This window comes from Spirillospora sp. CA-108201, from assembly GCF_050936235.1.
Classification (GTDB): Bacteria; Actinomycetota; Actinomycetes; order Streptosporangiales; family Streptosporangiaceae; genus Spirillospora.
Window position 1 is genome coordinate 2,052,911 of record NZ_JBNJNE010000001.1, and the last position, 20,950, is coordinate 2,073,860.

Annotated in this window: 22 protein-coding genes and 1 tRNA gene; 11 read left to right on the forward strand and 12 right to left on the reverse strand. The window is 74.8% G+C overall.

Annotated elements, in window-relative coordinates:
* Positions 1-103 precede the first annotated feature (103 nt).
* Positions 104-1,159, forward strand: a complete 1,056-nt coding sequence (locus ACQEU6_RS10155) for a Gfo/Idh/MocA family protein (RefSeq protein WP_499330949.1) — start codon at positions 104-106, stop codon at positions 1,157-1,159.
* A gap of 36 nt (positions 1,160-1,195) precedes the next feature.
* Here the strand turns inward: ACQEU6_RS10155 and ACQEU6_RS10160 are convergent, their stop codons facing one another.
* The 7 genes from ACQEU6_RS10160 to ACQEU6_RS10190 form a co-directional block, all read right to left on the reverse strand.
* The gene (locus ACQEU6_RS10160) at positions 1,196-2,218 is read right to left on the reverse strand and encodes a coiled-coil domain-containing protein (RefSeq protein WP_499330951.1); all 1,023 of its coding nucleotides are present in this window, start codon (positions 2,216-2,218) and stop codon (positions 1,196-1,198) included.
* Positions 2,219-2,414: 196 nt separating this feature from the next.
* A complete protein-coding gene (locus ACQEU6_RS10165; protein WP_499330953.1) occupies positions 2,415-2,855 on the reverse strand; it encodes an HNH endonuclease in 441 nt (146 codons plus the stop codon).
* A 25-nt stretch (positions 2,856-2,880) separates the two neighbouring features.
* Positions 2,881-2,951: transfer RNA gene (locus ACQEU6_RS10170), tRNA-Asn, on the reverse strand.
* Between the two features lie 92 nt (positions 2,952-3,043).
* Positions 3,044-4,045: a GNAT family N-acetyltransferase gene (locus ACQEU6_RS10175; protein WP_499330954.1), complete on the reverse strand. Its 1,002-nt coding sequence runs from the start codon at positions 4,043-4,045 to the stop codon at positions 3,044-3,046.
* Positions 4,046-4,124: 79 nt separating this feature from the next.
* Positions 4,125-5,111: a methylmalonyl Co-A mutase-associated GTPase MeaB gene (gene meaB / locus ACQEU6_RS10180; protein ID WP_499330956.1), complete on the reverse strand. Its 987-nt coding sequence runs from the start codon at positions 5,109-5,111 to the stop codon at positions 4,125-4,127.
* Positions 5,112-5,178: 67 nt separating this feature from the next.
* A complete protein-coding gene (gene scpA / locus ACQEU6_RS10185; protein ID WP_499330958.1) occupies positions 5,179-7,401 on the reverse strand; it encodes a methylmalonyl-CoA mutase in 2,223 nt (740 codons plus the stop codon).
* Positions 7,398-9,221: a methylmalonyl-CoA mutase family protein gene (locus ACQEU6_RS10190; protein ID WP_499330959.1), complete on the reverse strand. Its 1,824-nt coding sequence runs from the start codon at positions 9,219-9,221 to the stop codon at positions 7,398-7,400. The genes scpA and ACQEU6_RS10190 overlap by 4 nt, the downstream gene beginning before the upstream one ends.
* 118 nt (positions 9,222-9,339) lie before the next feature.
* Here ACQEU6_RS10190 and ACQEU6_RS10195 point away from each other — a divergent pair, with 118 nt between their 5' ends.
* From ACQEU6_RS10195 to ACQEU6_RS10205, 3 genes are all read left to right on the forward strand, one after another.
* Positions 9,340-10,518, forward strand: a complete 1,179-nt coding sequence (locus tag ACQEU6_RS10195; RefSeq protein WP_499330961.1) for an acyl-CoA dehydrogenase family protein — start codon at positions 9,340-9,342, stop codon at positions 10,516-10,518.
* A 140-nt stretch (positions 10,519-10,658) separates the two neighbouring features.
* The gene (locus ACQEU6_RS10200) at positions 10,659-10,868 is read left to right on the forward strand and encodes an HGxxPAAW family protein (protein ID WP_499330963.1); all 210 of its coding nucleotides are present in this window, start codon (positions 10,659-10,661) and stop codon (positions 10,866-10,868) included.
* A gap of 2 nt (positions 10,869-10,870) precedes the next feature.
* Positions 10,871-11,053, forward strand: a complete 183-nt coding sequence (locus ACQEU6_RS10205) for a hypothetical protein (RefSeq protein WP_021600299.1) — start codon at positions 10,871-10,873, stop codon at positions 11,051-11,053.
* A gap of 43 nt (positions 11,054-11,096) precedes the next feature.
* Here ACQEU6_RS10205 and ACQEU6_RS10210 read toward each other — a convergent pair whose 3' ends face one another.
* Entirely contained in the window at positions 11,097-11,225 is a 129-nt protein-coding gene (locus ACQEU6_RS10210) for a hypothetical protein (RefSeq protein ID WP_499330966.1), read from the reverse strand.
* 165 nt (positions 11,226-11,390) lie between these two features.
* Between ACQEU6_RS10210 and ACQEU6_RS10215 the strand changes: the two genes are divergently transcribed.
* A complete protein-coding gene (locus tag ACQEU6_RS10215; RefSeq protein WP_499330968.1) occupies positions 11,391-12,476 on the forward strand; it encodes a carboxylate-amine ligase in 1,086 nt (361 codons plus the stop codon).
* A gap of 251 nt (positions 12,477-12,727) precedes the next feature.
* Complete coding sequence (locus tag ACQEU6_RS10220) at positions 12,728-13,675, forward strand: anti-sigma factor RsbA family regulatory protein (RefSeq protein ID WP_499330969.1); 948 nt, start codon at positions 12,728-12,730, stop codon at positions 13,673-13,675.
* Here the strand turns inward: ACQEU6_RS10220 and ACQEU6_RS10225 are convergent.
* Positions 13,668-14,585 (reverse strand): phosphotransferase, encoded by a 918-nt coding sequence (locus ACQEU6_RS10225; RefSeq protein ID WP_499330971.1) that lies wholly within the window; start codon positions 14,583-14,585, stop codon positions 13,668-13,670. The two genes, ACQEU6_RS10220 and ACQEU6_RS10225, sit on opposite strands and share 8 nt — an antisense overlap.
* On the reverse strand, positions 14,506-15,453 hold the full coding sequence (locus ACQEU6_RS10230) for a DMT family transporter (protein ID WP_499330973.1): 948 nt from the start codon (positions 15,451-15,453) through the stop codon (positions 14,506-14,508). Before ACQEU6_RS10230 ends, ACQEU6_RS10225 begins: the two co-directional genes overlap by 80 nt.
* A 75-nt stretch (positions 15,454-15,528) precedes the next feature.
* Between ACQEU6_RS10230 and ACQEU6_RS10235 the strand changes: the two genes are divergently transcribed.
* Positions 15,529-16,449 carry a LysR family transcriptional regulator gene (locus ACQEU6_RS10235; protein ID WP_499330975.1) on the forward strand — a complete coding sequence of 307 codons (921 nt, stop codon included), beginning with the start codon at positions 15,529-15,531 and terminating at the stop codon, positions 16,447-16,449.
* On the opposite strand, the gene ACQEU6_RS10240 is transcribed toward ACQEU6_RS10235, so the two are convergent.
* Both ACQEU6_RS10240 and ACQEU6_RS10245 read right to left on the reverse strand, forming a co-directional pair.
* The gene (locus ACQEU6_RS10240; RefSeq protein ID WP_499330976.1) at positions 16,444-16,671 is read right to left on the reverse strand and encodes a hypothetical protein; all 228 of its coding nucleotides are present in this window, start codon (positions 16,669-16,671) and stop codon (positions 16,444-16,446) included. The genes ACQEU6_RS10235 and ACQEU6_RS10240 overlap by 6 nt on opposite strands.
* A complete protein-coding gene (locus tag ACQEU6_RS10245; RefSeq protein ID WP_499330977.1) occupies positions 16,647-16,973 on the reverse strand; it encodes a hypothetical protein in 327 nt (108 codons plus the stop codon). The genes ACQEU6_RS10240 and ACQEU6_RS10245 overlap by 25 nt, the downstream gene beginning before the upstream one ends.
* A gap of 247 nt (positions 16,974-17,220) precedes the next feature.
* Here ACQEU6_RS10245 and ACQEU6_RS10250 point away from each other — a divergent pair, with 247 nt between their 5' ends.
* From ACQEU6_RS10250 to ACQEU6_RS10265, 4 genes are all read left to right on the forward strand, one after another.
* Complete coding sequence (locus ACQEU6_RS10250; RefSeq protein WP_499330979.1) at positions 17,221-17,664, forward strand: hypothetical protein; 444 nt, start codon at positions 17,221-17,223, stop codon at positions 17,662-17,664.
* Between the two features lie 63 nt (positions 17,665-17,727).
* Complete coding sequence (locus ACQEU6_RS10255; protein ID WP_499330980.1) at positions 17,728-18,357, forward strand: GNAT family N-acetyltransferase; 630 nt, start codon at positions 17,728-17,730, stop codon at positions 18,355-18,357.
* 294 nt (positions 18,358-18,651) lie between these two features.
* Complete coding sequence (locus ACQEU6_RS10260) at positions 18,652-19,431, forward strand: SAM-dependent methyltransferase (protein WP_499330982.1); 780 nt, start codon at positions 18,652-18,654, stop codon at positions 19,429-19,431.
* A 197-nt stretch (positions 19,432-19,628) separates the two neighbouring features.
* Positions 19,629-20,939, forward strand: coding sequence for an acyltransferase family protein (locus ACQEU6_RS10265; protein WP_499330984.1), 1,311 nt, complete (start codon positions 19,629-19,631; stop codon positions 20,937-20,939).
* The last annotated feature ends 11 nt before the right edge of the window (positions 20,940-20,950 follow it).

Consider the following 20,950-nt stretch of genomic DNA (forward strand, 5'->3'; position numbering starts at 1 on the left):
GTACGAAAGCCTACGTCGATCCGGACCCGTCCCGCGGCACCGGATCGGCCGATCGGGGGCCCCGCCGCCCCGCCGCCGCCGCGCCATCGGCCATGATCGAGTCATGGACCTGCGTGTTGCCCTGATCGGATACGGCACCGGCGGCTCGGTGTTCCACGCCCCGCTGATCTCGTCGGTGCCGGGGATGCGGCTGGCCGCGGTCGTCACCGGCGCGCCGGAGCGGCAGCGGGCCGTGCGCGAGCGGTACCCCGAGGCGGAGGTCCTCGACAGCGTGGACCGGCTGTGGGGCGCGTCGGGCGCCTGCGACCTGGTGGTGGTGACCGCCCCCAACCGGCAGCACGTGCCGCTGGCCCGGACCGCGCTGACCTCGGGCCTGCCCGTCGTCGTGGACAAGCCGGTCGCGGCCACGGCCGCCGACGCCCGCTCCCTCGCCGCGCTGAGCGCCGTCCGGGGGCTGCCGGTCTTCCCCTTCCACAACCGCCGCTGGGACGGCGACTTCCAGACGGCGCGGCGGCTGGTCTCCTCGGGCGCCCTCGGCGACGTCCGGCGCCTGGAGTCCCGCTTCGAGCGCTGGCGGCCGGAGGTCAAGGAGAGCTGGAAGGAGAGCGCCGACCCCCGCGACGCGGGCGGCATCCTGTTCGACCTCGGGTCCCACCTCGTCGACCAGGCGATCGCGCTGCTCGGCCCGCCGGACCGGGTCTACGCCGAGATCGACACCCGCCGCCCGGGAGCGACGGCGCCCGACGACGTGTTCGTGGCCCTCACCCACCCGGGCGGCGCCCGGTCGCATCTCTGGATGAGCGCGACCGCGCCCCAGCAGGGCCCGCGCTTCCGCGTCCTCGGCAGCGGCGCCGCGTACACGGTCTCGGGCATGGACGTCCAGGAGGAGCAGCTCCGCGCCGGCCTCACCCCCAAGGACCCCGGCTACGGCATCGCCCCGCCCGGGTCCGGCGGCCTGCTCGGAACCCCCGGACACGAGACCCCGGAGCCCACGGCCGCCGGGGCCTACCCCGACTTCTACGCGAGCGTCCTGCGCACCCTGCGGGACGGCGCGCCGCCCCCGGTCGCCCTCACCGAGGCGATCACCGGGCTGGAGGTCATCGAGGCCGCCGCCCGCTCCGCCCGCGAGTCCGCCGTCGTCGAGCTCGGCGACCGGTGACGGAGCCCGCGCGGACCCCCGGGAGGCGGAGACCGGTCAGAGCACGGAGACGTGCACGTGGTCGAAGTGGTTCTGGGTGACGCTGCCGCGGTCCTCCATCTGGCTCCAGCCGCCGCTGCCCCGCATGTCGTAGATGCGCTGCTTCCAGATGACGTACTTGATGCCGAGGCGGGACGCGTTGTCGATCACGTACTGGGCGACGCGGTCGCCGTGCGCCTGGGCGGAGGCGCTCGGCATCTTGCCGCCGGTGCTCTCCATGAAGTCGCAGGCCCGGCCCGAGCCGTGGTCCTGCGGGTCGCCGGGCCGCGAGCAGCCGATGGTGGGGAAGGCGCCGAACTTGCCGTCGATCTCCAGCAGCGCGGTGCGCATCCGCGCGGTCATCGAGTTGCCGACGATCGGGGACTTGGTGCCGCTCGCCCCGTCCGGGCGGCCGCCGCCGCTCGGGACGGTGGTGCGGGTCGCCTCCGGCTTGTACTTGGCGAGGAGCTTCTTGACGCGGGCGCGCTGGCCCTCCAGGTCGTCGATCTCCTTCTTGACCGCGTCCAGCTTCTTCCTGGCCGTCGCCCGCGACTGGACCGCCCTGGTGTTCAGCGCCTCCAGGCTCTGGATGCGGCGGCCGTTGTTGCGGCTGATGTGCTCGATCACGGCGGCGTCGCGGACGGCGGCGCCCGGCTCGGCCGAGGAGATCATCGGGATCACGTCGAGGCGGCCGGTCATGTAGGTGCCGGCCGCCAGGCGGGCCACGTCGATCCGGGCGGCGTCGTACTCGCGGCCGGCCCTGGCCGCGTCCGAGCCGGCGCGCTCGGCGGCCTTCTTCGCCTCATCGAGGGAGACGAGCTCGCCGCGGTACTCCTTGGAGAGCTTCTCCGAGCGCGCCTTGAGCTTGGCGTACTCCTTCTTCAGGTTCTTCGGCTCCTGCGGGAGGGCCGCCGCGCTCCCGGACACCGGCGGCAGGGCCGCCGAGACGCCCGCCGCGATGGCCAGCGCCGCGAGGCGCTTCGCCGCTGCGCGCCCGCGCGGGGGACGGGGCGTTCTGCCGGGGGGATCGAGGGCCGCCACAGATCTCTCCTAGATAACAAAGCTCAAGATTGGCGGCACATTACCACAATCGCCCTATTTGCCTCACAAGCTCCACAAAACACATAGAGTCACGCGCGTACTACCGGACGGCGCCGCCGCGACGGCCCAGGGGCCGGACCGCACGACGCGGTCCGGCCCCTCCCCCGGCGGCGCCGGGCCGTTCCGGCGGCCCCCGTCACGGCCCGACGAGCTCCTCCCAGCGCGGCACCCGCGGCCGCGACGGCAGCCGCAGCCCGGCCTCGGCGAGCGTCCGGTCCCCCTTGCGGTTGTTGCACCTGCCGCACGCCAGGACGGTGTTCTCCCAGGTGTCGGCGCCGCCGCGGGACTGCGGGTGGACGTGGTCGATCGTGTTGCCGTGCTTCCCGCAGTAGCAGCAGCGGCCCCCGTCGCGCAGGTACACGCCGCGCTTGGTCCAGGGCGGGCGCCTGCCGTGCCTCCACCGCATCGCGACGTAGCGGACGAGGCGCAGGACCCGCGGCACCGGGAAGCGACCGAAGGTGCGGCCCTCCTCCGCCTCCTCGACCACCGCCACCTCGCGCACCAGCATGCGGATGGCGTGCCGCAGATCGACCCTCTGCATGGGTTCGTACGACGCGTTCAGGACGAGCACGTTCACCGGGTCACCTCCCTAGCCCGTGCCGCTCCCCCGCCAGGATTCGAACCTGGATATCCGCATTAACAGTGCGGCGTTCTGCCGTTGAACTACGAGGAAATGCTTCGGCAATTCTCCGCCTTCCGGGCATTTCCCGGAAGACCTCCATGAGAATGCCCAGCGGCGGGCCGCGGAGGCAACGTGTTTTCGGGTCAGCGACCGGGGGCGGGGAGGGCGGAGACCTCGGCCTGGTACTCCAGGGACTCGCGCTCCAGCCGGAAGCCGAGTTCCTCGTTCACGGCGAGCATGTGGGCGTTGTCGCCGGAATTGTCCGTTTCGATTTCCCGCACGCCGGGGCACTCCTCCCCCAGCCAGCGCAGCATCGCCGCCTTCACCCAGATGCCGAGCCGCCTGCCGCGGTGCTCGGGCACCACCGCCGTGTCGTACTGCGCCGCGCGCCCGGCGTACCCGGCCGGCACCACGACCTCGGTGAACCCGGCGATGACGTCTCCGGACAGCGCCGCGACCGTGTAGAGGTCGTCGCCGCGCTTGGCGACGATCTCGGCCATCTCGCGGACGCGGTGCGCGTCCCAGGGCGTTCCCTCGTACTCGGCGAAGTCGGCCATGGCGTGCTTGGCGCGGGCGAGGGCGTCGGCGTGCTCGTCCGGCACCGCTCCCCGCCAGCGCACGAGCCGGTACCCGGCGGGCGCCTCGGCCAGCAGCCGCGCCACGCGCTCGGCGGGGACCTCGTCCAGCCGCAGCAGCATGCCGCGCAGGGTCAGCACGCACTCGAAGCCGTGCGACTCCAGGAACGGGACGGCCGGGGTGCCCGCGAGAACCTGGGCGATCACGCTGGAGCGGCCGTCGGCGCGCAGGCCGTGCGCGGCCGCGGCGAGGAGCCGGGCGCCGAGTCCGCGCCGCCGGTGCTCGGGGCGGACCCGGATGTCGACCTCGCCGGGGCGGTCCGCGCCCGGCTCGCCGGGCAGCCGCAGCGCCGCCACCGCGGCCAGGGCGCCGCCCGCCCCCGGTCCGCCGGGCGCGGCCGCCCACAGCCGCTGCCGCGAGCCCGCCTCCGCGCCGAGCAGTAACCGCGCCGTCCGCTCCGGGTCGGGCGCGGGCTCGCCGTCCGGCTCGGCCGCGTGGACGGAGGCGAGCACCGAGTGCCACCCCCGGATCTGCGCGTCCGTCGGATCAGCGAGTGCGATGACGTCCATCCGACTTTTGTACCTGATCCCCGCGCGCCGTGACCGGGACCTGGGACAACCCAAGGTTTCGGACATACGGGAACCCCGTTCAGCGGTCCCGCGAGAACGCCTCCAAAATGCGCTCGGCGGCCAGCGCGGGGGTCACCGTCCCCTCCGCGACCTCCCGTTCCAGACCCGGCGCGGCCTCCCGGACGCCCGGATGCCCCCGCAGGTCGGACAGCAGCCGCTCGCGGACCAGCGCCCACGTCCAGGCGACCTGCTGGCGGCGGCGCCGGGCCTCCAGTTCGCCGGACTCGCGGAGCCGGTCCTGGTGCTCGACGAGCGCCCCCCACACCTCCGCCAGCCCGGTGCCCTCCCTGGCGCTGCACGTCAGGACCGGGGTGCCGCGGACGCGCTCGTCGCTGCGCAGCAGCCGCAGCGCGCCCGCCAGCTCGCGGGCGGCGCGCTCGGCCTCTCCGCGGTGCTCCCCGTCGGCCTTGTTCACCGCGATGACGTCGGCCAGCTCCAGCACGCCCTTCTTGATCCCCTGGAGCTGGTCGCCGGTGCGGGCGAGGGTGAGGAACAGGAAGGAGTCCACCATCTCGGCGACGGTCGTCTCGGACTGCCCGACGCCGACCGTCTCGACCAGGACGACGTCGTACCCGGCGGCCTCCATGACCACCATCGCCTCGCGGGTGGCCTTCGCGACGCCGCCGAGCGTCCCGGCGGTGGGCGAGGGGCGGATGAACGCGGCCGGATCGGTGGCGAGGCGCTGCATGCGGGTCTTGTCGCCGAGGATGCTGCCGCCCGTCCGGGTGCTGGACGGGTCCACGGCGAGGACCGCGACCCTGTGCCCCTCCCCCGTCAGCCGGGTGCCGAGCGCGTCGATGAACGTGGACTTGCCGACCCCGGGCACGCCGGTGATCCCGACGCGGCGGGCGTCCCCGGCGTGCGGGGTCAGTTCGACCAGCAGCTTCTGCGCCAGCTCCCGGTGGTCCGGGCGGGCCGACTCCACGAGCGTGATCGCCCGCGCGATCCACGCCCGCGACCCCTCCCGCACCCCGGCCGCGTAGTCGTCGAGGCCCGGCGCGCTCACGACGCTCCCCGCACGCCCGCCGGGCGCCTCGCGGCGCCGTTCACCCTCGTCACTCCCGCCTCGCTCCTCAGGCGCGCTCGGGCGCGCCGTGCCCGAGCCCGGCGGTGAGCTCCTCCAGCAGGCCGATCGCGGCGTCCGCGAGGACGGTGCCGGGCGGGAAGATCGCCGAGGCGCCGGCCGCGCGCAGCTCCTCGAAGTCCCCGGGCGGGATGACCCCGCCGACGACGATCATGATGTCGTCCCGGCCCAGCGCGGCCAGCTCCTCGCGCAGCGCGGGGACCAGCGTCAGGTGCCCGGCGGCGAGCGAGTTCACGCCGACGATGTGCACGTCGGCCTCGACGGCCTGCAGGGCCACCTCGCCGGGGGTCTGGAACAGCGGGCCCACGTCGACGTCGAAGCCGAGGTCGGCGAACCCGGTCGCGATCACCTTCTGGCCGCGGTCGTGGCCGTCCTGCCCCATCTTCGCCACGAGGATGCGGGGGCGGCGGCCCTCGGCCTCCTCGAACGCGGCGGTCGCGGCCCGCGCCTTCTCGATGCTCGTCACCCGCCCCGCCTCCTCCCGGTACACGCCGGAGATCGTACGGATCTGCGCCGCGTGCCGCCCGTAGGCCCGCTCCAGGGCGTCGGAGATCTCGCCGACGGTCGCCTTGGCCCGGGCGGCGTCGATGGCGAGCGCGAGCAGGTTGTGCTCCAGGCCCCGCGGGCGGGTGCCGTCCTCGGCGGCCTCGGCGGCGCGGGTGAGGGCCTCCAGCGCGGCCCGCGCCGCGGTGTCGTCGCGCTCCTCGCGCAGCCGGCGCAGCTTGTCGATCTGCTGCGCGCGCACGGAGGCGTTGTCGACCTTGAGGACCTCGATCTCCTGCTCGACGTCGGGCCGGTACCTGTTGACGCCGATGACGGGCTGCCGCCCGGAGTCGATGCGGGCCTGGGTGCGGGCGGCGGCCTCCTCGATGCGCAGCTTGGGCAGCCCCTCGTCGATCGCCTTGGCCATGCCGCCGGCCCGCTCGACCTCGGTGATGTGGCCCCAGGCGCGGCGTGCGAGGTCGTAGGTGAGCCGCTCGACGTAGGCGCTGCCGCCCCAGGGGTCGATGGTGCGGGTCGTCCCGGACTCCTGCTGCAGCAGGAGCTGGGTGTTGCGGGCGATGCGGGCCGAGAAGTCGGTCGGCAGCGCGAGGGCCTCGTCCAGCGCGTTGGTGTGCAGGGACTGGGTGTGGCCCTGCGTGGCGGCCATGGCCTCGACGCAGGTGCGGGCGACGTTGTTGAACACGTCCTGCGCGGTCAGCGACCAGCCGGACGTCTGCGAGTGCGTCCGCAGCGAGAGCGACTTGGGGTTGCCCGGCTCGAACGTCTTCACCAGCCGCGCCCACAGCAGCCGGGCGGCGCGGAGCTTGGCGACCTCCATGAAGAAGTTCATCCCGATCGCCCAGAAGAACGACAGGCGCGGTGCGAACGCGTCGATGTCGAGGCCCGCCTCCCGCCCGGCGCGGATGTACTCGACGCCGTCGGCGAGCGTGTAGGCGAGCTCCAGGTCGGCGGTGGCCCCGGCCTCCTGGATGTGGTAGCCGGAGATCGAGATGGAGTTGTACTTCGGCATCCGCTGCGAGGTGAACGCGAAGATGTCGGAGATGATCCGCATGGACGGCTGCGGCGGGTAGATGTAGGTGTTGCGGACCATGAACTCCTTGAGGATGTCGTTCTGGATGGTCCCCGCGAGTGCCTCCGGCTCCACCCCCTGCTCCTGCGCGGCGGCGATGTAGAGCGCGAGGACGGGCAGGACGGCGCCGTTCATGGTCATCGACACGCTCATCCGGTCCAGCGGGATGCCGTCGAAGAGCTGCCGCATGTCGTAGATGGAGTCGATCGCGACCCCGGCCATGCCGACGTCGCCGGCCACGCGCGGGTGGTCGGAGTCGTAGCCGCGGTGCGTGGCCAGGTCGAACGCCACCGACAGGCCCTTCTGCCCCGCCGCGAGGTTGCGGCGGTAGAAGGCGTTGGACTCCTCTGCGGTGGAGAAGCCGGCGTACTGCCGGATCGTCCACGGCTGGGTCGCGTACATCGCCGGATAGGGGCCGCGCAGGAACGGCGCGATGCCCGGATAGGTGCCGAGGAAGTCGAGCCCGGCCAGATCGTCGCCGGTGTAGAGCGGCTTGACGCCGATGCCCTCGGGGGTGTCCCAGGTCTGGGCCTCCGGATCGGCGCCGGTGGCGTCGGCGACCGCGGCGCGCCACCGCTTGGCGGCCTCGTCGGCGGGGGGCGCCGTCCCCAGCTCGACCTCGGTGAAGTCGGGGATCATTCGTTCACTCCCAGATCGTGGAGGGTGGTCTCCAGTGCCTCGACCGCGTCGCATCCCGCGTGCACGCGGCCGTCGACCCCCTCGTAGGTTCCCTTACCCGCCAGCCAGACCTTCATCGCGCCCGCGTCGCGCAGGACCCGCGCGGCGTCCGCGGCCCGCTCCTCGTAGAGGGCGTCGCTGGAGCAGAGGCAGGCGACGGCGGCGCCGGACGTCCCGAACTCCTCGGGGGCGCCCGCGACCGTCTCGATCCCGCCCGCCTGGAAGAGGTTGGCGGCGAACGACGCGCGCGCCGTGTGGACGGCTATCGGCCCGAGCGTCGCGAGGAAGATCTTCGGACGGGCGCCGGTGGCCTCGGCGTGGGCGTCGGAGCGGTCGCGCAGGGCCTCGAAGTCCTGTGCGTAGGCGACGACCGGGAGACCGCCACCGGGCGCGGGCGGCGCCGGGTCGCGCCGCGGCGCCGTCTCGGCGAGGTCGGGGAACTCGCTGACGCCGGTGAGGGGCGCCTTGCGGCGGGCGATGTCCCCGCGCCGCCGCTCCCAGGTGGCGGCCAGGCGGCGGGCCACGAGGCCCGAGCCGAGGGCGGCGGCCAGGCCCCCGGCCTTCTCGATCTCGGTGAACCAGGCCCAGGCGGCCTGGGCGAGCCCCTCGGTGAGGCTCTCGGCGTACCAGGAGCCGCCCGCGGGGTCGACGACGCGGGCGAGGCTCGACTCCTCCAGCAGCAGCGTCTGGGTGTTGCGGGCGATGCGGCGGGCGAAGCCGTCGGGCAGGCCGAGGCGGGCGTCGAACGGCTGGACGGTGACGGCGTCCGCGCCGCCGACCCCGGCGGCGAACGTCGCGATGGTGGTGCGCAGCATGTTCACCCACGGATCGCGCCGCGTCATCATCGCCGAGGAGGTGACCGCGTGGACGCGCGCGGCGGTGCCCTCGGCGGCGCCGCCGACCTCCGCCACCCGCGCCCACAGGCGGCGCGCGGCGCGGAGCTTGGCGATCGAGGAGAACTGGTCGGCGTTGACGGCGAGGCGGAACTCGATCTGCCCGAACGCCTCGTCCACGCTCAGCCCGGCGCCGGTCAGGGCGCGCAGGTACGCGACGCCGGCGGCGACGGCGGCGCCGAGTTCCTCGGCGTCGCCGCCGCCCGCGTCGTGGTACGGCGTCCCGTCGGCGACGACCGCGCGCAGGCGGGGGAACTCGCGGACGCAGCGGACGGCGAGCGCGGCGGCCTCGTCGAGCGACCCCGGCGTGCCGGTGCGGGCCGCGAGGCCGAGCGGGTCGGCGCCGAGGTTGCCGGACGCCTCGGCCGCGTTCCCGCGCTCGGCGACCAGGGCCAGGAACGCCCGCGCCGCCTCGTCCGCCGACGCTCCCGCGTCCAGCACCACCGGGGCCAGGTCGAGCAGGACGCCGCGCAGCGCCTCGGGGAGCGCGGCCACGGGCAGACCGCCCTCGCCGAGCCGCAGCCAGACGGAGGTGGCGCCGTTCTCCAGGTCGGCGAGGACCGCCTCGCGGGTCACGGCCGGGTCGGGGTGGGCGTGCCGCTGCCGGACGTCCCATCCGGCGATGCCCTCGCCGTCGGGGCGCACCTCGCGCACGTAGGGGGCCAGCCCGGGACGTCCCGGCGGCGCGTCGTCGCGCGTGTAGAGCGCGGCGATCGGCACCCCGTCGTAGGAGTCCCGGGTCAGCAGATCCTCGATCTCGTCGAGGGGGGTGTCCTCGTTCGCCGCGCCGGACCTGCGCAGCACCCCCTTCACCATCTCCCGCCACCGGTCGCGGTCGGCCGTGGGGAAGGCGGCGGCCAGTTCGAGTTCCTCAGGCGGCACCGTCATGTCCTGGATCGTAGGTGAGCGGCCGAATCCGGCTCGAAACCGGGTCCCGCTGACCAGTACGGGGTGCGCGCCGCGGGCCGTCGGTTAGCGGTGCGCCGTCCGGGAAGAGGGGTGGGTCATGACCCTGGAGACACTCCCCGGCGACCTGTACCACATGCAGGAACTCCTCGACGGGCGGGAGAAGGAGATCCTCGCGAGGGTGCGCGGCTTCCTGGAGGCGAAGGTCGCGCCGATCGCCGACGGCTGCTGGGCGCGGGCGGAGTTCCCGTTCGACCTGATCCCGCGGTACGGGGAGCTCGGCATCGCCGGCCTGGCCTACGACGAGTGCCCGGGCGACAGGCCGAGCAGCCTGCTCACCGGGTTCCTCGCGATGGACATGGCCCGCGTGGACCCGTCCATGGCGACGTTCTTCGGCGTGCACGCGGGGCTCGCGATGGGCAGCATCGGACGGTGCGGCTCGGCGGAGCAGCGCGAGCGGTGGCTGCCCGCGATGGGGCGGATGGAGAGGATCGGCGCGTTCGCGCTCACCGAGCCGGACGGCGGCTCGGACGTCGCGCTGGGCCTGCGCACCACCGCGCGGCGCGACGGCGACCACTGGGTGCTGAACGGCGCCAAGCGCTGGATCGGCAACGCCACGTTCGCCGACCACACCGTCGTGTGGGCCAGGGACGAGGCCGACGACCAGGTGAAGGGATTCGTCGTCGCGAAGGGCACGCCCGGGTTCACGGCGACCCGGATCGAGAACAAGATCGCGCTCCGGACGGTGCAGAACGCCGACATCCTCCTGGAGGACTGCCGCGTCGCCGAGTCCGACCGGCTGGCGGGGGCGAACGGCTTCCGGGACACCGCCGCGATCCTGCGCCAGACCCGCAGCGGCGTCGCCTGGCAGGCCGTCGGGGTGATGCTCGCCGCCTACGAGATCGCCCGCGACTACGCGGTGGAGCGCGAGCAGTTCGGGCGGCCGATCGCCAAGTTCCAGCTCGTCCAGGACCTCCTGGTCAGGATGCTCGGCAACGCCACCGCCTCGCTCGGCATGGTGGTGCGGCTCGCCCAGCTCCAGGACGAGGGCCTCTACCGCGACGAGCACTCCGCGCTCGCCAAGGCCTACTGCACCAGCCGCATGCGCGAGGCGGTCGGCTGGGCGCGCGAGCTGATGGCCGGCAACGGGATCGTCCTCGACTACGGCATCGGCCGGTTCGTCGCCGACGCCGAGGCGCTGTACTCCTACGAGGGCACCCGGGAGATCAACACACTGATCGTCGGACGCGCGGCGACCGGTCTGGGGGCGTTCGTCTGACCCGTCCCACCCTGCGGCGGCTCTCCCGACCGCGAGGGGCGATCTTTCGGGTACCCCCGGAGACCCCGTGGCTAGGGGCGTTGCTAGAGTTCGGCGACGTAACCCCAACCCCCGAACCACCGCAGAGGAAAGACGAACGCATGTCGACTGGCAGCCACGCCGGGCGCCCCAAGTCCTGGGTCGCCGTGGCCATCATCTTCATCGGTTTCGCCATCGGCGGCGTCGGCATCACCCTCGGCCCCGACTGGGTCGTGTTCGGGGTGGGCGCCGCCCTCGTCGCGATCGGCGGCATCGTCGCCCTGGCCGTCGACATCATGACCGATGTCGTGGTCGACGAGCCCCGGGCGTAGCGGTGTTCGGCCGGCCTCCGATCGAGGAGCGGATCGCCGCGCGGCAGCGCGAGCGCGGACCGCTCAAGCCGGGGACCGTCTTCCCGCACGGTCCCGCCAAGATGCTGTTCTTCTTCGGCATCGGCGTGGTCGTCGTCACGCACCTCATCGCGCTGTCGATGTACTTCGTGGACCCCGGCCCCTGAGGGCTGCCGGGCGCCCGCGCGCGGCACGCGCCGGCGGCCCGTCTCAGGGGCCGCGATCCGAGCCGCTCGGCGGGCCGTTCCGCTTGTCGCCGAGACAGAACAGCCCCGCCAGGACGAACACGGCGACGGCGAGCAGGATGACGAGCACGCCGATCGGAGTCGAACCGGGCACGGGATCTCACCTCTCCCTCTGCGTTGCGTCTCCCCGTACGGTGCCCGCCGAGCGCCGGGTCACAAGAGGGTCAAGAAGATCCCTTACCACCCATTCGGGCCGTCCGGCAGGTGCGCGCGGCGCGGCGACGACGTAGCTTCGAAGTCCCGAGCCCGAGGTGGTGGGATGGCCCTGCGATTCGGAATCGAGGAAGAGTACTTCGTCGTCGATCCCGTCTCCCGGGAGGTCGCTCCCCACGCCGGCGCCGTGGTGCGCCGGGCGGGCGCCTCACTCGGCGAGCGAGCCTCCACCGAACTCGTCGCCTACCTCGCCGAGGCCAAGACCTCGCCGTGCGACGACCTGGACAAGCTGGGCGAGCAGATCCGCTCGATGCGGGCGGTGATGGCCGCCGCCGCCGCGGCCGAAGGCGTCCGGCTCGCCGCCACCGGGACGCCGGTGCTGGGGGAGCTCGTGCCCGCCCCGATCACCCGCGGCGCCCGGTACGCCGAGAGCCTCGCCTTCTACCGCGGCCTGGACGACGAGCAGAGCATCTGCTCGTGCCACGTCCACGTCGAGATGCCGGACCGCGAGCGCGCCGTCCAGGTCAGCAACCACCTGCGCCCCTGGCTGCCGACGCTGCTGGCCCTGGCGGCGAACTCGCCGTACTGGGCGGGACGCGACACCGGCCACGCCTGCTGGCGGGCGCTGGCCTGGGCGCGGTGGCCCGCGGCCGGGCCGCCGCCCTACTTCGCGTCGGCGGACCACTACGACGACCTCGTCGGGGCACTGCTCGACTGCGGCGCCCTGATGGACACCGGGACGATCTTCTGGGACGTCCGGCCGTCGGCGCGGCTGCCCACGATCGAGGTCCGGCTCGCAGACGTCGCCCCGACGTCCGCCGGGGCGGCGGTGTTCGCCGCGCTGGTGCGGGCGCTGGTGCAGGTGTCGTCCGAGGCGGTGGACGCCGGCGAGCGGGCGCCCGACCCGCCGTCCGAGGCGCTGCGCGCCGCCTACTGGCTGGCGGCGCGGCACGGTCTGGCCGGGCGCGGCCTGGACGTGCGCACGGGGCGGCCCGCGAGCTTCGGCGCGCTGGCCGGGGAGCTGCTCGCGCACGTGCGGCCCGCGCTGCGCGGGGCCGGCGACCTCGACACCGTCGCCCGCGGCGTCCGGCGCCTGCTCGCCGGAGGAACGGGCGCGGAGCGGCAGCGCGCCGCCTACCGCGGCCGCGGGAGGCTGACCGACGTCGTCGACGCGGTCCTCCTGCCCGGCTGATGACCCCTCGGTCACGTGGCGGCGGGCGGCCGGCGTGGCGGCCCGGACGCGATTGGTCCGGATATTGTCTGTTTTCAGGAGCCGCCTCGCGGGTAGCGCCGATGCGAACTCCAGATCCGCTGACCTCGGGGGATGTCCGCATGGCCCTGCTCGTACGGCTGCCCTCCTGCGCGTACCCTCGGTCGGATGCAGGTGACGGCGGCACCGGACGGAGCGATCGAACGATGAGCCTCGGGCCCGGCGGAACGGGCGTGGCACGAGAGGACGCGTTCACGCACCCGGCGCTCTTCTACCGCGGCGACGAGGAGTACCTCGCGGGCACGGTGCCGTTCATCCGCGCCGGCCTCGACGAGGGCGACCCGGTCGCCGTCGCGGTGCCCGGCGCCCGCGCGGCCCTGCTCACCGGCGCGCTCGGCGCGGCGGGGAGCCGGGTGACCTGGATCGACATGGCGAAGGCGGGCCGCAACCCCGGGCGCATCATCCCCGGCGTGCTGCGGCACTTCGCCGACCGGCACGCCGCGGGCCGGGTGCGGATCGTCGGCGAGCCGGTCTGGCCCGGCCGCTCCGACACCGAGTACCCGGCCTGCGCGCAGCACGAGGCCCTGATCAACCTGGCCTTCGCGGGGCGCGCCGTGACGATCCTCTGCCCCTACGACGCGGCCCGGCTGGACCCGACGGCGATCGCCGACGCCCGCGCCACCCATCCGGTCGTGATCGACCGGTGCGGCGCGCGCCCGAGCGGCGACTACGCCCCGCACCGCGTCATCGGCGACTACAACCTGCCGCTGCCCGAGCCGGCCGCGGCCGCGGGGGCGGTCGCGATGAGCTTCGACATCGGCGCGCTCCCCCTCGTCCGCGAGTTCGCCTGCCGCTGGGGGGCGCGGTTCGGCCTCGGCGCCGCGGCCGTCGGCGACCTGGAGCTCGCCGTGAACGAGCTGGCCGCCAACTCGTGCCTGCACGGCGGCGGCACGGGGACCGCGCGGCTCTGGCCGGAGAACGGCCACGTCGTCTGCGAGGTCAGCGACGCCGGGACGATCAGCGACCCGCTCGCCGGCCGGCGCCCGGCGGACATGAGCCCGAACGGCGGCCGCGGCATCCTCATGGTCAACCACCTCGCCGACCTGGTCCGCGTCCACACCGGCCCGGGGGGCACCGCGGTCCGCGTCTACATGCGCACCCGGAGCCCCGGCCTCAGCTGAGGGCCCGGCCGATCCCGGCGAGGGCCTCGGCGAGCAGCGCGTCCCGACCGGTGGAGGCCGCGTACTCGGCCAGCGTCGCCGTGAGGTTCAGCGCCAGGACGCGCGCGGCGGCCTCCTGCTCCCGCGGCACCGGCCCGTACTCCGCGAGGAGCGCCTCCCGCGCGGCGCCGTCGAACCCCGCGTAGGCCAGCGACAGGTCCAGGGCCGGGGCGCCGCGGCAGACGTCCCCCCAGTCGATCACTCCCGCGGCACGGCCGCCGGGGGTGAGCAGCAGGTGCCGGACGTGCAGGTCCCCGTGGACGAGCACCGGCTCTCCGCCCGGAGCGGCCCGGCCCTCGGCCGCGGCCAGGAACTCCTCGACGGCCGGGTCCCGCCTCCACACCCCTCGGGCGGCGATCGCGTCGAGGCGGCCGCGGGTCCGCGCCGCCCGCCCGGCGGGGTCGGCGCGTCCCATCGGATCGAGCGGCAGGCCCTCCCCCGCGTCCCGGGCCAGGGCGGGGTCGTGCAGGGCCCGCAGGAAGGCCCCGGTCTCGGCGGCGGCGGCGATCCGGTCCCCGTCCGGCGGCCGCACGTCGGCGAGCTCGCGGCCCGGGATGCGCCGCGCGCCCCAGAACGGCCAGGGGAAGTCGTCCGACGGGTCCCCGACGAAACGCGGCACGGGCACCGGCAGCGGCAGCCGGGGCGCGAGGACGGGCAGCACGGCGATCTCGCGCTCGACCCCCGCGATCGCCACCCGCCGGCGCGGGAAGCGGAACACCCACTCCCCGCCGACGAGCAGGACGGTGTTGTCCCAGCCGGTGGCCAGGCGCTCCACCGGCGCACCGCGCAGCTCAGGGAACCTCCGCCCGATCAGCGTGCTCGCCAGTTCGGGCGTCACCTCGTGCTCGGGCGCCCATTCCGGAGTCGTCACGCGGAGAAACGCTACCCATGCCGGCCAGCCAGATCGCGGTGACGACGAGGCCGCACCCGGCGAGCTGCGCCGGGCCGGGCCGCTCGCCGAGGACCGCCGCGCCGAGGGCGACCGCCAGCACCGGCTGGAGCAGCAGGAGCGTCCCGGCGACGTCGGCGCCCAGCCGGGGCAGCGCCGCGCCGATCAGCACCCAGCCGCACACCTGTCCCGTCATGGCCAGCGCGGCGAGCCAGCCGAGGGCGGGCCACCCCGGCGCGAGGTCGACGCCCTGCCACGAGCCGCCGATCGCGAGGGAGGCCGCTCCCGCGCCCAGCGTCGACAGGAGGACGGGCTGCGCCCGGTGCTCCTGGCCGCGCCCGGCGAGGCGGGTGAGGAAGAGGTAACCGCCGTAGGCCAGCCCGGCGCCCGCGCCGAACAGCGATCCGAGCACCGGGTCCGGCCCGTACGTGCCGTGCCCCGCGATGCCGCCGGCCAGCGCGACCCCGGCCAGCAGCACCGGCACCGCCGGCGCGAAGGCCCGTGAGGGCCGTTCCCCGAACACCGCGAACGCCAGCAGCGGGACGACGACGACCTGGACGTTCACCAGCACCGTCGCGATTCCCGCCCCGACGCAGTCGATCGACGCGCCCCACAGCACGAAGTCGGCGCCGAGCAGCAGCCCCGCGAGGACGTCGGTCCCGGCGCGGCGGCGCGGCCCCGCCCGGCGCCGCTCCCAGCGGGCCAGGGGCACCAGCACCGGCAGCGCGAGCGCGCACCGGAAGAACGCGGCCGTCCCGGACGAGACGCCGGACAGCCGGAACAGGATCGCCGACACCGAGATGAACGCGGCGCCGGCGATCAGGAGCAGCCGCGGATCGATCCGTCGCATGCGCACCACGCTGCCGTCCCGCGACTAGTTAGCACAAGCGAATACTAGTAAGCGGAAACCAGTAGCATTACTACTGTGACGATTAACGTTGAGCGCCTGCGCGCCCTGCACGCGGTGGCCGTGCACGGTTCGATCGCGGCCGCCGCCGAGGCCATGCACGTGACGCCCTCGGGAGTGTCGCAGCAGCTCGCCAAGCTGGAACGCGAGACGGGCCACTCCCTGCTCGAACCGCAGGGCCGGGGCGTCCGGCTCACCCGGGCCGGACACGTCCTGGCCGGGCACGCCGAGCGGGTGATGGCCCAGCTGGCCGCCGCCGCGGCCGAGCTCGACGGGCTGAGCGAGGCCGCCGCCGGACCGCTGCGGCTCGGGGCGTTCGTGACGGCGGCGCGCTCGGTGCTGCCCGCGGCGCTCAACGCGCTGCGCGAACGGCATCCCGGCCTCACCCCGACCCTGCAGGAGGCGAACACCGACGAGATCCTGCCCGCGCTCACGCGCGGCGACATCGACGTCGCCGTCGTCGAGAGCTGGGACACGCTGGTCACGCCGTTCCCCGCGTCGGTGGCCCACGTCCTGCTGTCGTCCGACATCATCGACCTGGCGCTGCCGGCCGGGCACCCGCTGGCCCGGCGGCGGGCGGTCGCCCTGGACGAACTGCGCGGGATGCGCTGGGCCTCGTGGACGGCGGGCGGCACCTGCGACCAGCAGCTCGTGCAGACGCTGCGCGAGCACAACGTGGAGCCCGACATCGTCTGCAACGTCGCCGACTACCCGACCCAGCTGGCCTTCGTGGCGGCCGACCTCGCCGCCGCGCTCATCCCCCGGCTCGGCCGCGACCCGATCCCCCACGGGGCCCGCATCGTCGCGACCCGGCCCGCCATCCGCCGCAAGATCTACGCGGTGTGGCGGGCGGGGTCGGACCGGCCGGCGGTCCGGGCGTGCGTGGAGGCGCTGCGGGCCGCCGCCGAGCGCCTGCCCGGCGCGCAGCCCGCCTCATGAGCGGGCGCGCCGCCGGCCGAGGCGGCCGCGGGGCTTGAACACCGAGAGGGCGGTCGCGGCGAGCAGCATCGCGAGCTGGCAGGAGACCACCGCGACCTGCTCCCACTGCCGCCCGGCGGCCGCGGCCGCCCCGCCCTTGGTCGCGTCCGCCATCGCCTGGGGCGTGAACAGCAGCATCCCGGCGAGGATCACCAGGATCAGCAGCACCAGCTTGGCGAACACCCAGGAGTGCCGCGCGAGGCCCCACGCGCTGCCCGTGGCGAGCGCGACGCCGGTGGCCAGGGCGGTGAGGCTGAGCGGGATGCCTCCCCGAACACCAGCACGCCCATCAGGCGGTAGGCGGAGTGGGCGAGCACCCGGTCCGCGGTCAAGGTGGCGGTGAGGTTGAGCAGCACGAGGCCCCACACCTCCCCCAGAAGCGCGACGGAGGCGACGACGTGCACGACGGTGACGGTCTTGCGGACCGGCGGCCCCGGCCGCCACCACTGCCCGGCGGCCGCCGGCCGCGACTGGACGCTCGACATCTCGGCGCTCCCGGTTCTCTCGACGACGGCCCGATCGTCCAACGGCGGCGCCGGAGGCGTCGTCGGCCGCCCGGAGGCTTTCCGCCTGCCCCGCCCGGGGCAGGCGCCCGCCGGGCGCCTGCTCCCGGCGTGGTATCCGGACCTCCGCGCCCCGGGAGGCCGAGACTTGACCCGGCGATCAGGTGTAGAGGCGATTCGGCGGGAATGATGCCCTTCGCCCGGTCTTCCGATCGCTGATGGGGACACGATGCGTCTTCTTGCCCGCGCTCACCAGATGCCCGTCCGGCTGGCCGTCGGAGCGTTCGTCCTGAACTCGGGCCTGTCGAAGCTCCAGGGGCTGGACGAGGCCGCCGACCAGACCCACGGGACGGCGAAGGCCGCCTACCCCTTCCTGGAGTCGCAGGACCCTCGCGACTTCACCCGCACGCTGGGCAGGGCGGAGATCGCCCTCGGCGCCGCGCTGCTGGTGCCGCTGGTCCCCTCCCTCGTCGCGGGCGCGGCGCTCACCGCGTTCTCGGCCGGGCTGACCGGCCTGTACCTGCGGCTGCCCGGAATGCGGCAGGAGGGCGGGCTGCGCCCCTCCCCGCAGGGCATCCCGCTCGCGAAGGACACCTGGCTGGTCGGGATCGGCGCCTCGCTCGTCCTGGAGGAGCTGGCGAAGGCGCGGGCCGAGCGCCGCGGCCGCGCGTGACCCCTCCTTGACGCGGGGCCGCGGGCCCGGTGAGGATCGGCGCGTCCCCGAGGAGGCCGCGCCATGACGTCCGAGCCCCGTCCGTCCCCCCTCGTCCGCGTCGCGGACGGCGCCGACGCCGCACCGATCGCGGCCGTCCTCGGACGCGCCTTCGACGACGACCCGGTCTGGCGCTGGCTCCTGCCGGACGACGCCTCCCGCGTGCGGCGGATGACCGCGCTGTTCGGCATCCTGCTGCGGCGGGTCCACCTCCCCCACGGGGCCACCGAGACCACCGGGCGCGGGGACGGTCCGGAGGCCGCCGCGCTGTGGGACCCGCCCGGCCTGTGGAGCGTGCCCCTGCGGTTGCAGGCGGCCCACGCCATGCCGCTGCTGCGCATCCTCGGCGCCCGGACGGCCGCCACCCTGCGCGCGCTCGGCGCGATCGAGAAGCACCACCCGCGCGAGCCGCACTGGTACCTGGCGGTGCTCGGCACGGATCCGCCCGCGCAGGGCAACGGACTGGGCGCCGCCCTCCTGCGGTCACGGCTCGACCGCTGCGACGCCGAAGGTCTGCCCGCTTATCTGGAATCGTCCAAAGCGCAGAACGTGCCCTACTACGAGCGATTCGGCTTCCGGGTGACGCGTGAGCTTCCGCTGCCGGGCAAGGGGTGCCCGCCGGTCTGGCTCATGTGGCGCGACCCCGAACGGTGACCCGGAGGATCCTCCACCGCGATTCGGCATCTTCGGTTAAGTGCTTGTCATGGCCGGAAAAGGCCAGTCGCGCGCCGGTGCCCGCGCGCGGAACCGTCCGGGCCGCGACCGTCCGCCGCAGACCCGGGCCGGGATCCGCCAAACCCGGCTGGCCCCATGCGGCCATGTGTCCGGCGGGTTTCGGGCGGTCCGCCGCGCGCGGCCGCTTCCGGGCCCGCCGCTGCCGCCTACCGTCGTAAGCGAGCCATTGCACCGATCCCCTCTGGTGAAGGCGACAGGTGAAGCACCATGCCCATGGCCGGCACGAGGGCGCCGGAGACCCCGCTCGCCCTGCACAGGCCCGGTCCGGCGCGCGTCCAGGACTACCTCCTCGGCGGCAAGGACAACTTCGCGTCCGACCGCGACCTCGCCCAGCGGATCCTGCGGGTGCTGCCGCAGACCGCCCGCGCCGCCCGGGGCGCCCGGGCCTTCCTCGCCCGCTCCGTCGCGCTGCTCGCCGGACGCGGCGTGCGGCAGTTCGTCGACCTCGGCTGCGGCCTGCCGAGGTCCGACAACCTTCACCAGATGGCCGCCGGGCGCTCCGGCGGCGCGCGCGTCGTCTACGTCGACCACGACCCGCTCGTCATCGCCCACGCCCGCGCGCTGCTCATCGACGGCGGCAACGTCGCGGCGCTGCGGGCCGACATCCGCGACCCGGCCGCGGTCATGGGCAGCCCCGAGGTGCGGCGGCTGATCGACCCGGCCGAACCGGTCGCGCTGGTGTTCTCCAGCGTCCTACACTTCGTGTCCGGCGCCGGGGACCTGGTCGCCGACCTCGCGGCGGCCACGGCGCCCGGCAGCGCCCTCGTCGTCTCGCACGCCACCGCGGACTTCGCCCCCGGCGCCGTCACCGAGGCCGCGCGCCTCTACGGCGAGGCGACCTCGGTCCCGGTGCATCCGCGCGGCGGCGCCGAGATCGCGCGGCTCCTCGGGCCGTTCCGCCCGCTGCCGCCCGGGATCACGCCGCTCGCCGCCGAGGGGCCGGCCGGCCCCCGCGAGGAGCCGGTCATGTACGGGGTCGTCGGCGTCCGCTGACGTCGATGTGGGGTTGATCACATTCATCCGGCACGCCGGGCCCGGCGGCCACCTCCGGTTCGCCGCGCTCGCCCTGCTCTCGCCGCTCATCCGGCGTCCGCGCCCGGTGACGCTGCGTCAGACGGCGGAGCCGCGATTAAGAGAAATCTCATTTGCTCGTTAGAAACGGTAACGGTTCGGCCCCTAGGGTGGCCCGGATGCCGACGAACACCCTGACTCCGCCTGACGCGACGATCGGCGCTCCCCCGGCGAAGGCGCCGCGCATGGGCTGGCTCGACGCCCTGCGCGGGCTCGCCGCCCTGGTGGTGGTGTTCGAGCACTCCCTCGACGTGCTGCTGCCCGAGGTCCGCCGGGCGACCGGCCCGTGGTTCGACTTCGGCCGGTACGGGGTCTTCGTGTTCTTCCTCGTCAGCGGTTACGTGGTGCCGTTCTCCCTGGAGCGGCGCGGCAGCGTCCGGCAGTTCTGGGCCGGGCGGTTCTTCCGCCTGTACCCGGCGTGGGGCGTGGCGGTGGTGCTGGCGCTGCTGCTCGGCGCGGCCGGGCTCTCCTACGGGCTGCCGGCGGCGATCGGCGACCGGCCCTGGGCGTCCGCGCTGGCGCACCTGACGATGCTGCAGGACCTGCTGGGCGTCCCGAACGTCGTCAACGTCTTCTGGACGCTGTCCTACGAGATGGTCTTCTACCTGCTCGTGACCGCGATGTTCGTCGCCGGCGTGCACCGCGCCAGCGCCCGGGTCGCCCTCGGCTTCGGCGTGGGCGCGGCCATCCTCGGGGTCGCGCTGCCGTCCGGGCTGCTCGCCTCCCGCTGGCCGGGCGGGACGATCCTCGCCGCCGCGCTGCTGCTCGCCGGCGGGCTGGCCGCCATGGTCAGCCGCCGCCGCGGGCTGCGGCGGGCGGGCGTCGCGGTGGTGGCCGCGCTGGCCCTCATCCTGCTCGTCCTGAACAGCCGTATCGGCGCCATCGAGAGCCTGTGCATCATCGCCACGATGTTCGCCGGGACCGCGATCCGCGGCATCCAGGACGGACGCCTCCGCCTCGGACCCGCCGCGGCGATGGTGGCGATCGTCCCCGCCCTGACGCTGGCGGCGGGCATGCGCACCCCGACCAGCTGGGCCCTGCACGCCAACCCGAACCCCCTCGGGCTCGACTGGTCCATCGCCGTGGGAGCCGCGTGGCTGACGTTCCTGGCCGGGCTCGCCCTGCGGAACCGCTCCATGCCGCGCGTGTTCGTGTGGCTGGGCCTGGTCAGCTACTCGGTCTACCTCCTGCACCCGCTGGTCATCCAGGCGATCTGGCACGCCGCCGGACGCGACACCTGGGGGTTGTCGGCGCCGGTCCGGGCGGCCTGGGGCGTGGTGCTGCTGGCGACCGTCCTCACCTTCGCGGCGCTGGCGCACCGCTACGTCGAACGGCCCGCGCAGAACCTCGGCCGGCGCCTGACCGCGCGGCGGCGTTCCTCCGCGACCCCCGCCACCACCGCCACCGCGCCGCAGCCCGCCCATCCCTGACCGTCCCGTCC

Bases quoted from the DNA above. Each gene is read 5' to 3' on its own strand.
- ACQEU6_RS10255 (WP_499330980.1), top strand. From the start codon at position 17,728: ATGACGTCCGAGCCCCGTCCGTCCCCCCTCGTCCGCGTCGCGGACGGC.
- ACQEU6_RS10245 (WP_499330977.1), bottom strand. From the start codon at position 16,973: ATGTCGAGCGTCCAGTCGCGGCCGGCGGCCGCCGGGCAGTGGTGGCGG.
- ACQEU6_RS10175 (WP_499330954.1), bottom strand. From the start codon at position 4,045: ATGGACGTCATCGCACTCGCTGATCCGACGGACGCGCAGATCCGGGGG.
- ACQEU6_RS10190 (WP_499330959.1), bottom strand. From the start codon at position 9,221: ATGACGGTGCCGCCTGAGGAACTCGAACTGGCCGCCGCCTTCCCCACG.
- ACQEU6_RS10155 (WP_499330949.1), top strand. From the start codon at position 104: ATGGACCTGCGTGTTGCCCTGATCGGATACGGCACCGGCGGCTCGGTG.
- ACQEU6_RS10265 (WP_499330984.1), top strand. From the start codon at position 19,629: ATGCCGACGAACACCCTGACTCCGCCTGACGCGACGATCGGCGCTCCC.
- ACQEU6_RS10195 (WP_499330961.1), top strand. From the start codon at position 9,340: ATGACCCTGGAGACACTCCCCGGCGACCTGTACCACATGCAGGAACTC.
- ACQEU6_RS10230 (WP_499330973.1), bottom strand. From the start codon at position 15,453: ATGCGACGGATCGATCCGCGGCTGCTCCTGATCGCCGGCGCCGCGTTC.
- ACQEU6_RS10215 (WP_499330968.1), top strand. From the start codon at position 11,391: ATGGCCCTGCGATTCGGAATCGAGGAAGAGTACTTCGTCGTCGATCCC.
- ACQEU6_RS10200 (WP_499330963.1), top strand. From the start codon at position 10,659: ATGTCGACTGGCAGCCACGCCGGGCGCCCCAAGTCCTGGGTCGCCGTG.
- scpA (WP_499330958.1), bottom strand. From the start codon at position 7,401: ATGATCCCCGACTTCACCGAGGTCGAGCTGGGGACGGCGCCCCCCGCC.
- ACQEU6_RS10260 (WP_499330982.1), top strand. From the start codon at position 18,652: ATGGCCGGCACGAGGGCGCCGGAGACCCCGCTCGCCCTGCACAGGCCC.
- ACQEU6_RS10250 (WP_499330979.1), top strand. From the start codon at position 17,221: ATGCGTCTTCTTGCCCGCGCTCACCAGATGCCCGTCCGGCTGGCCGTC.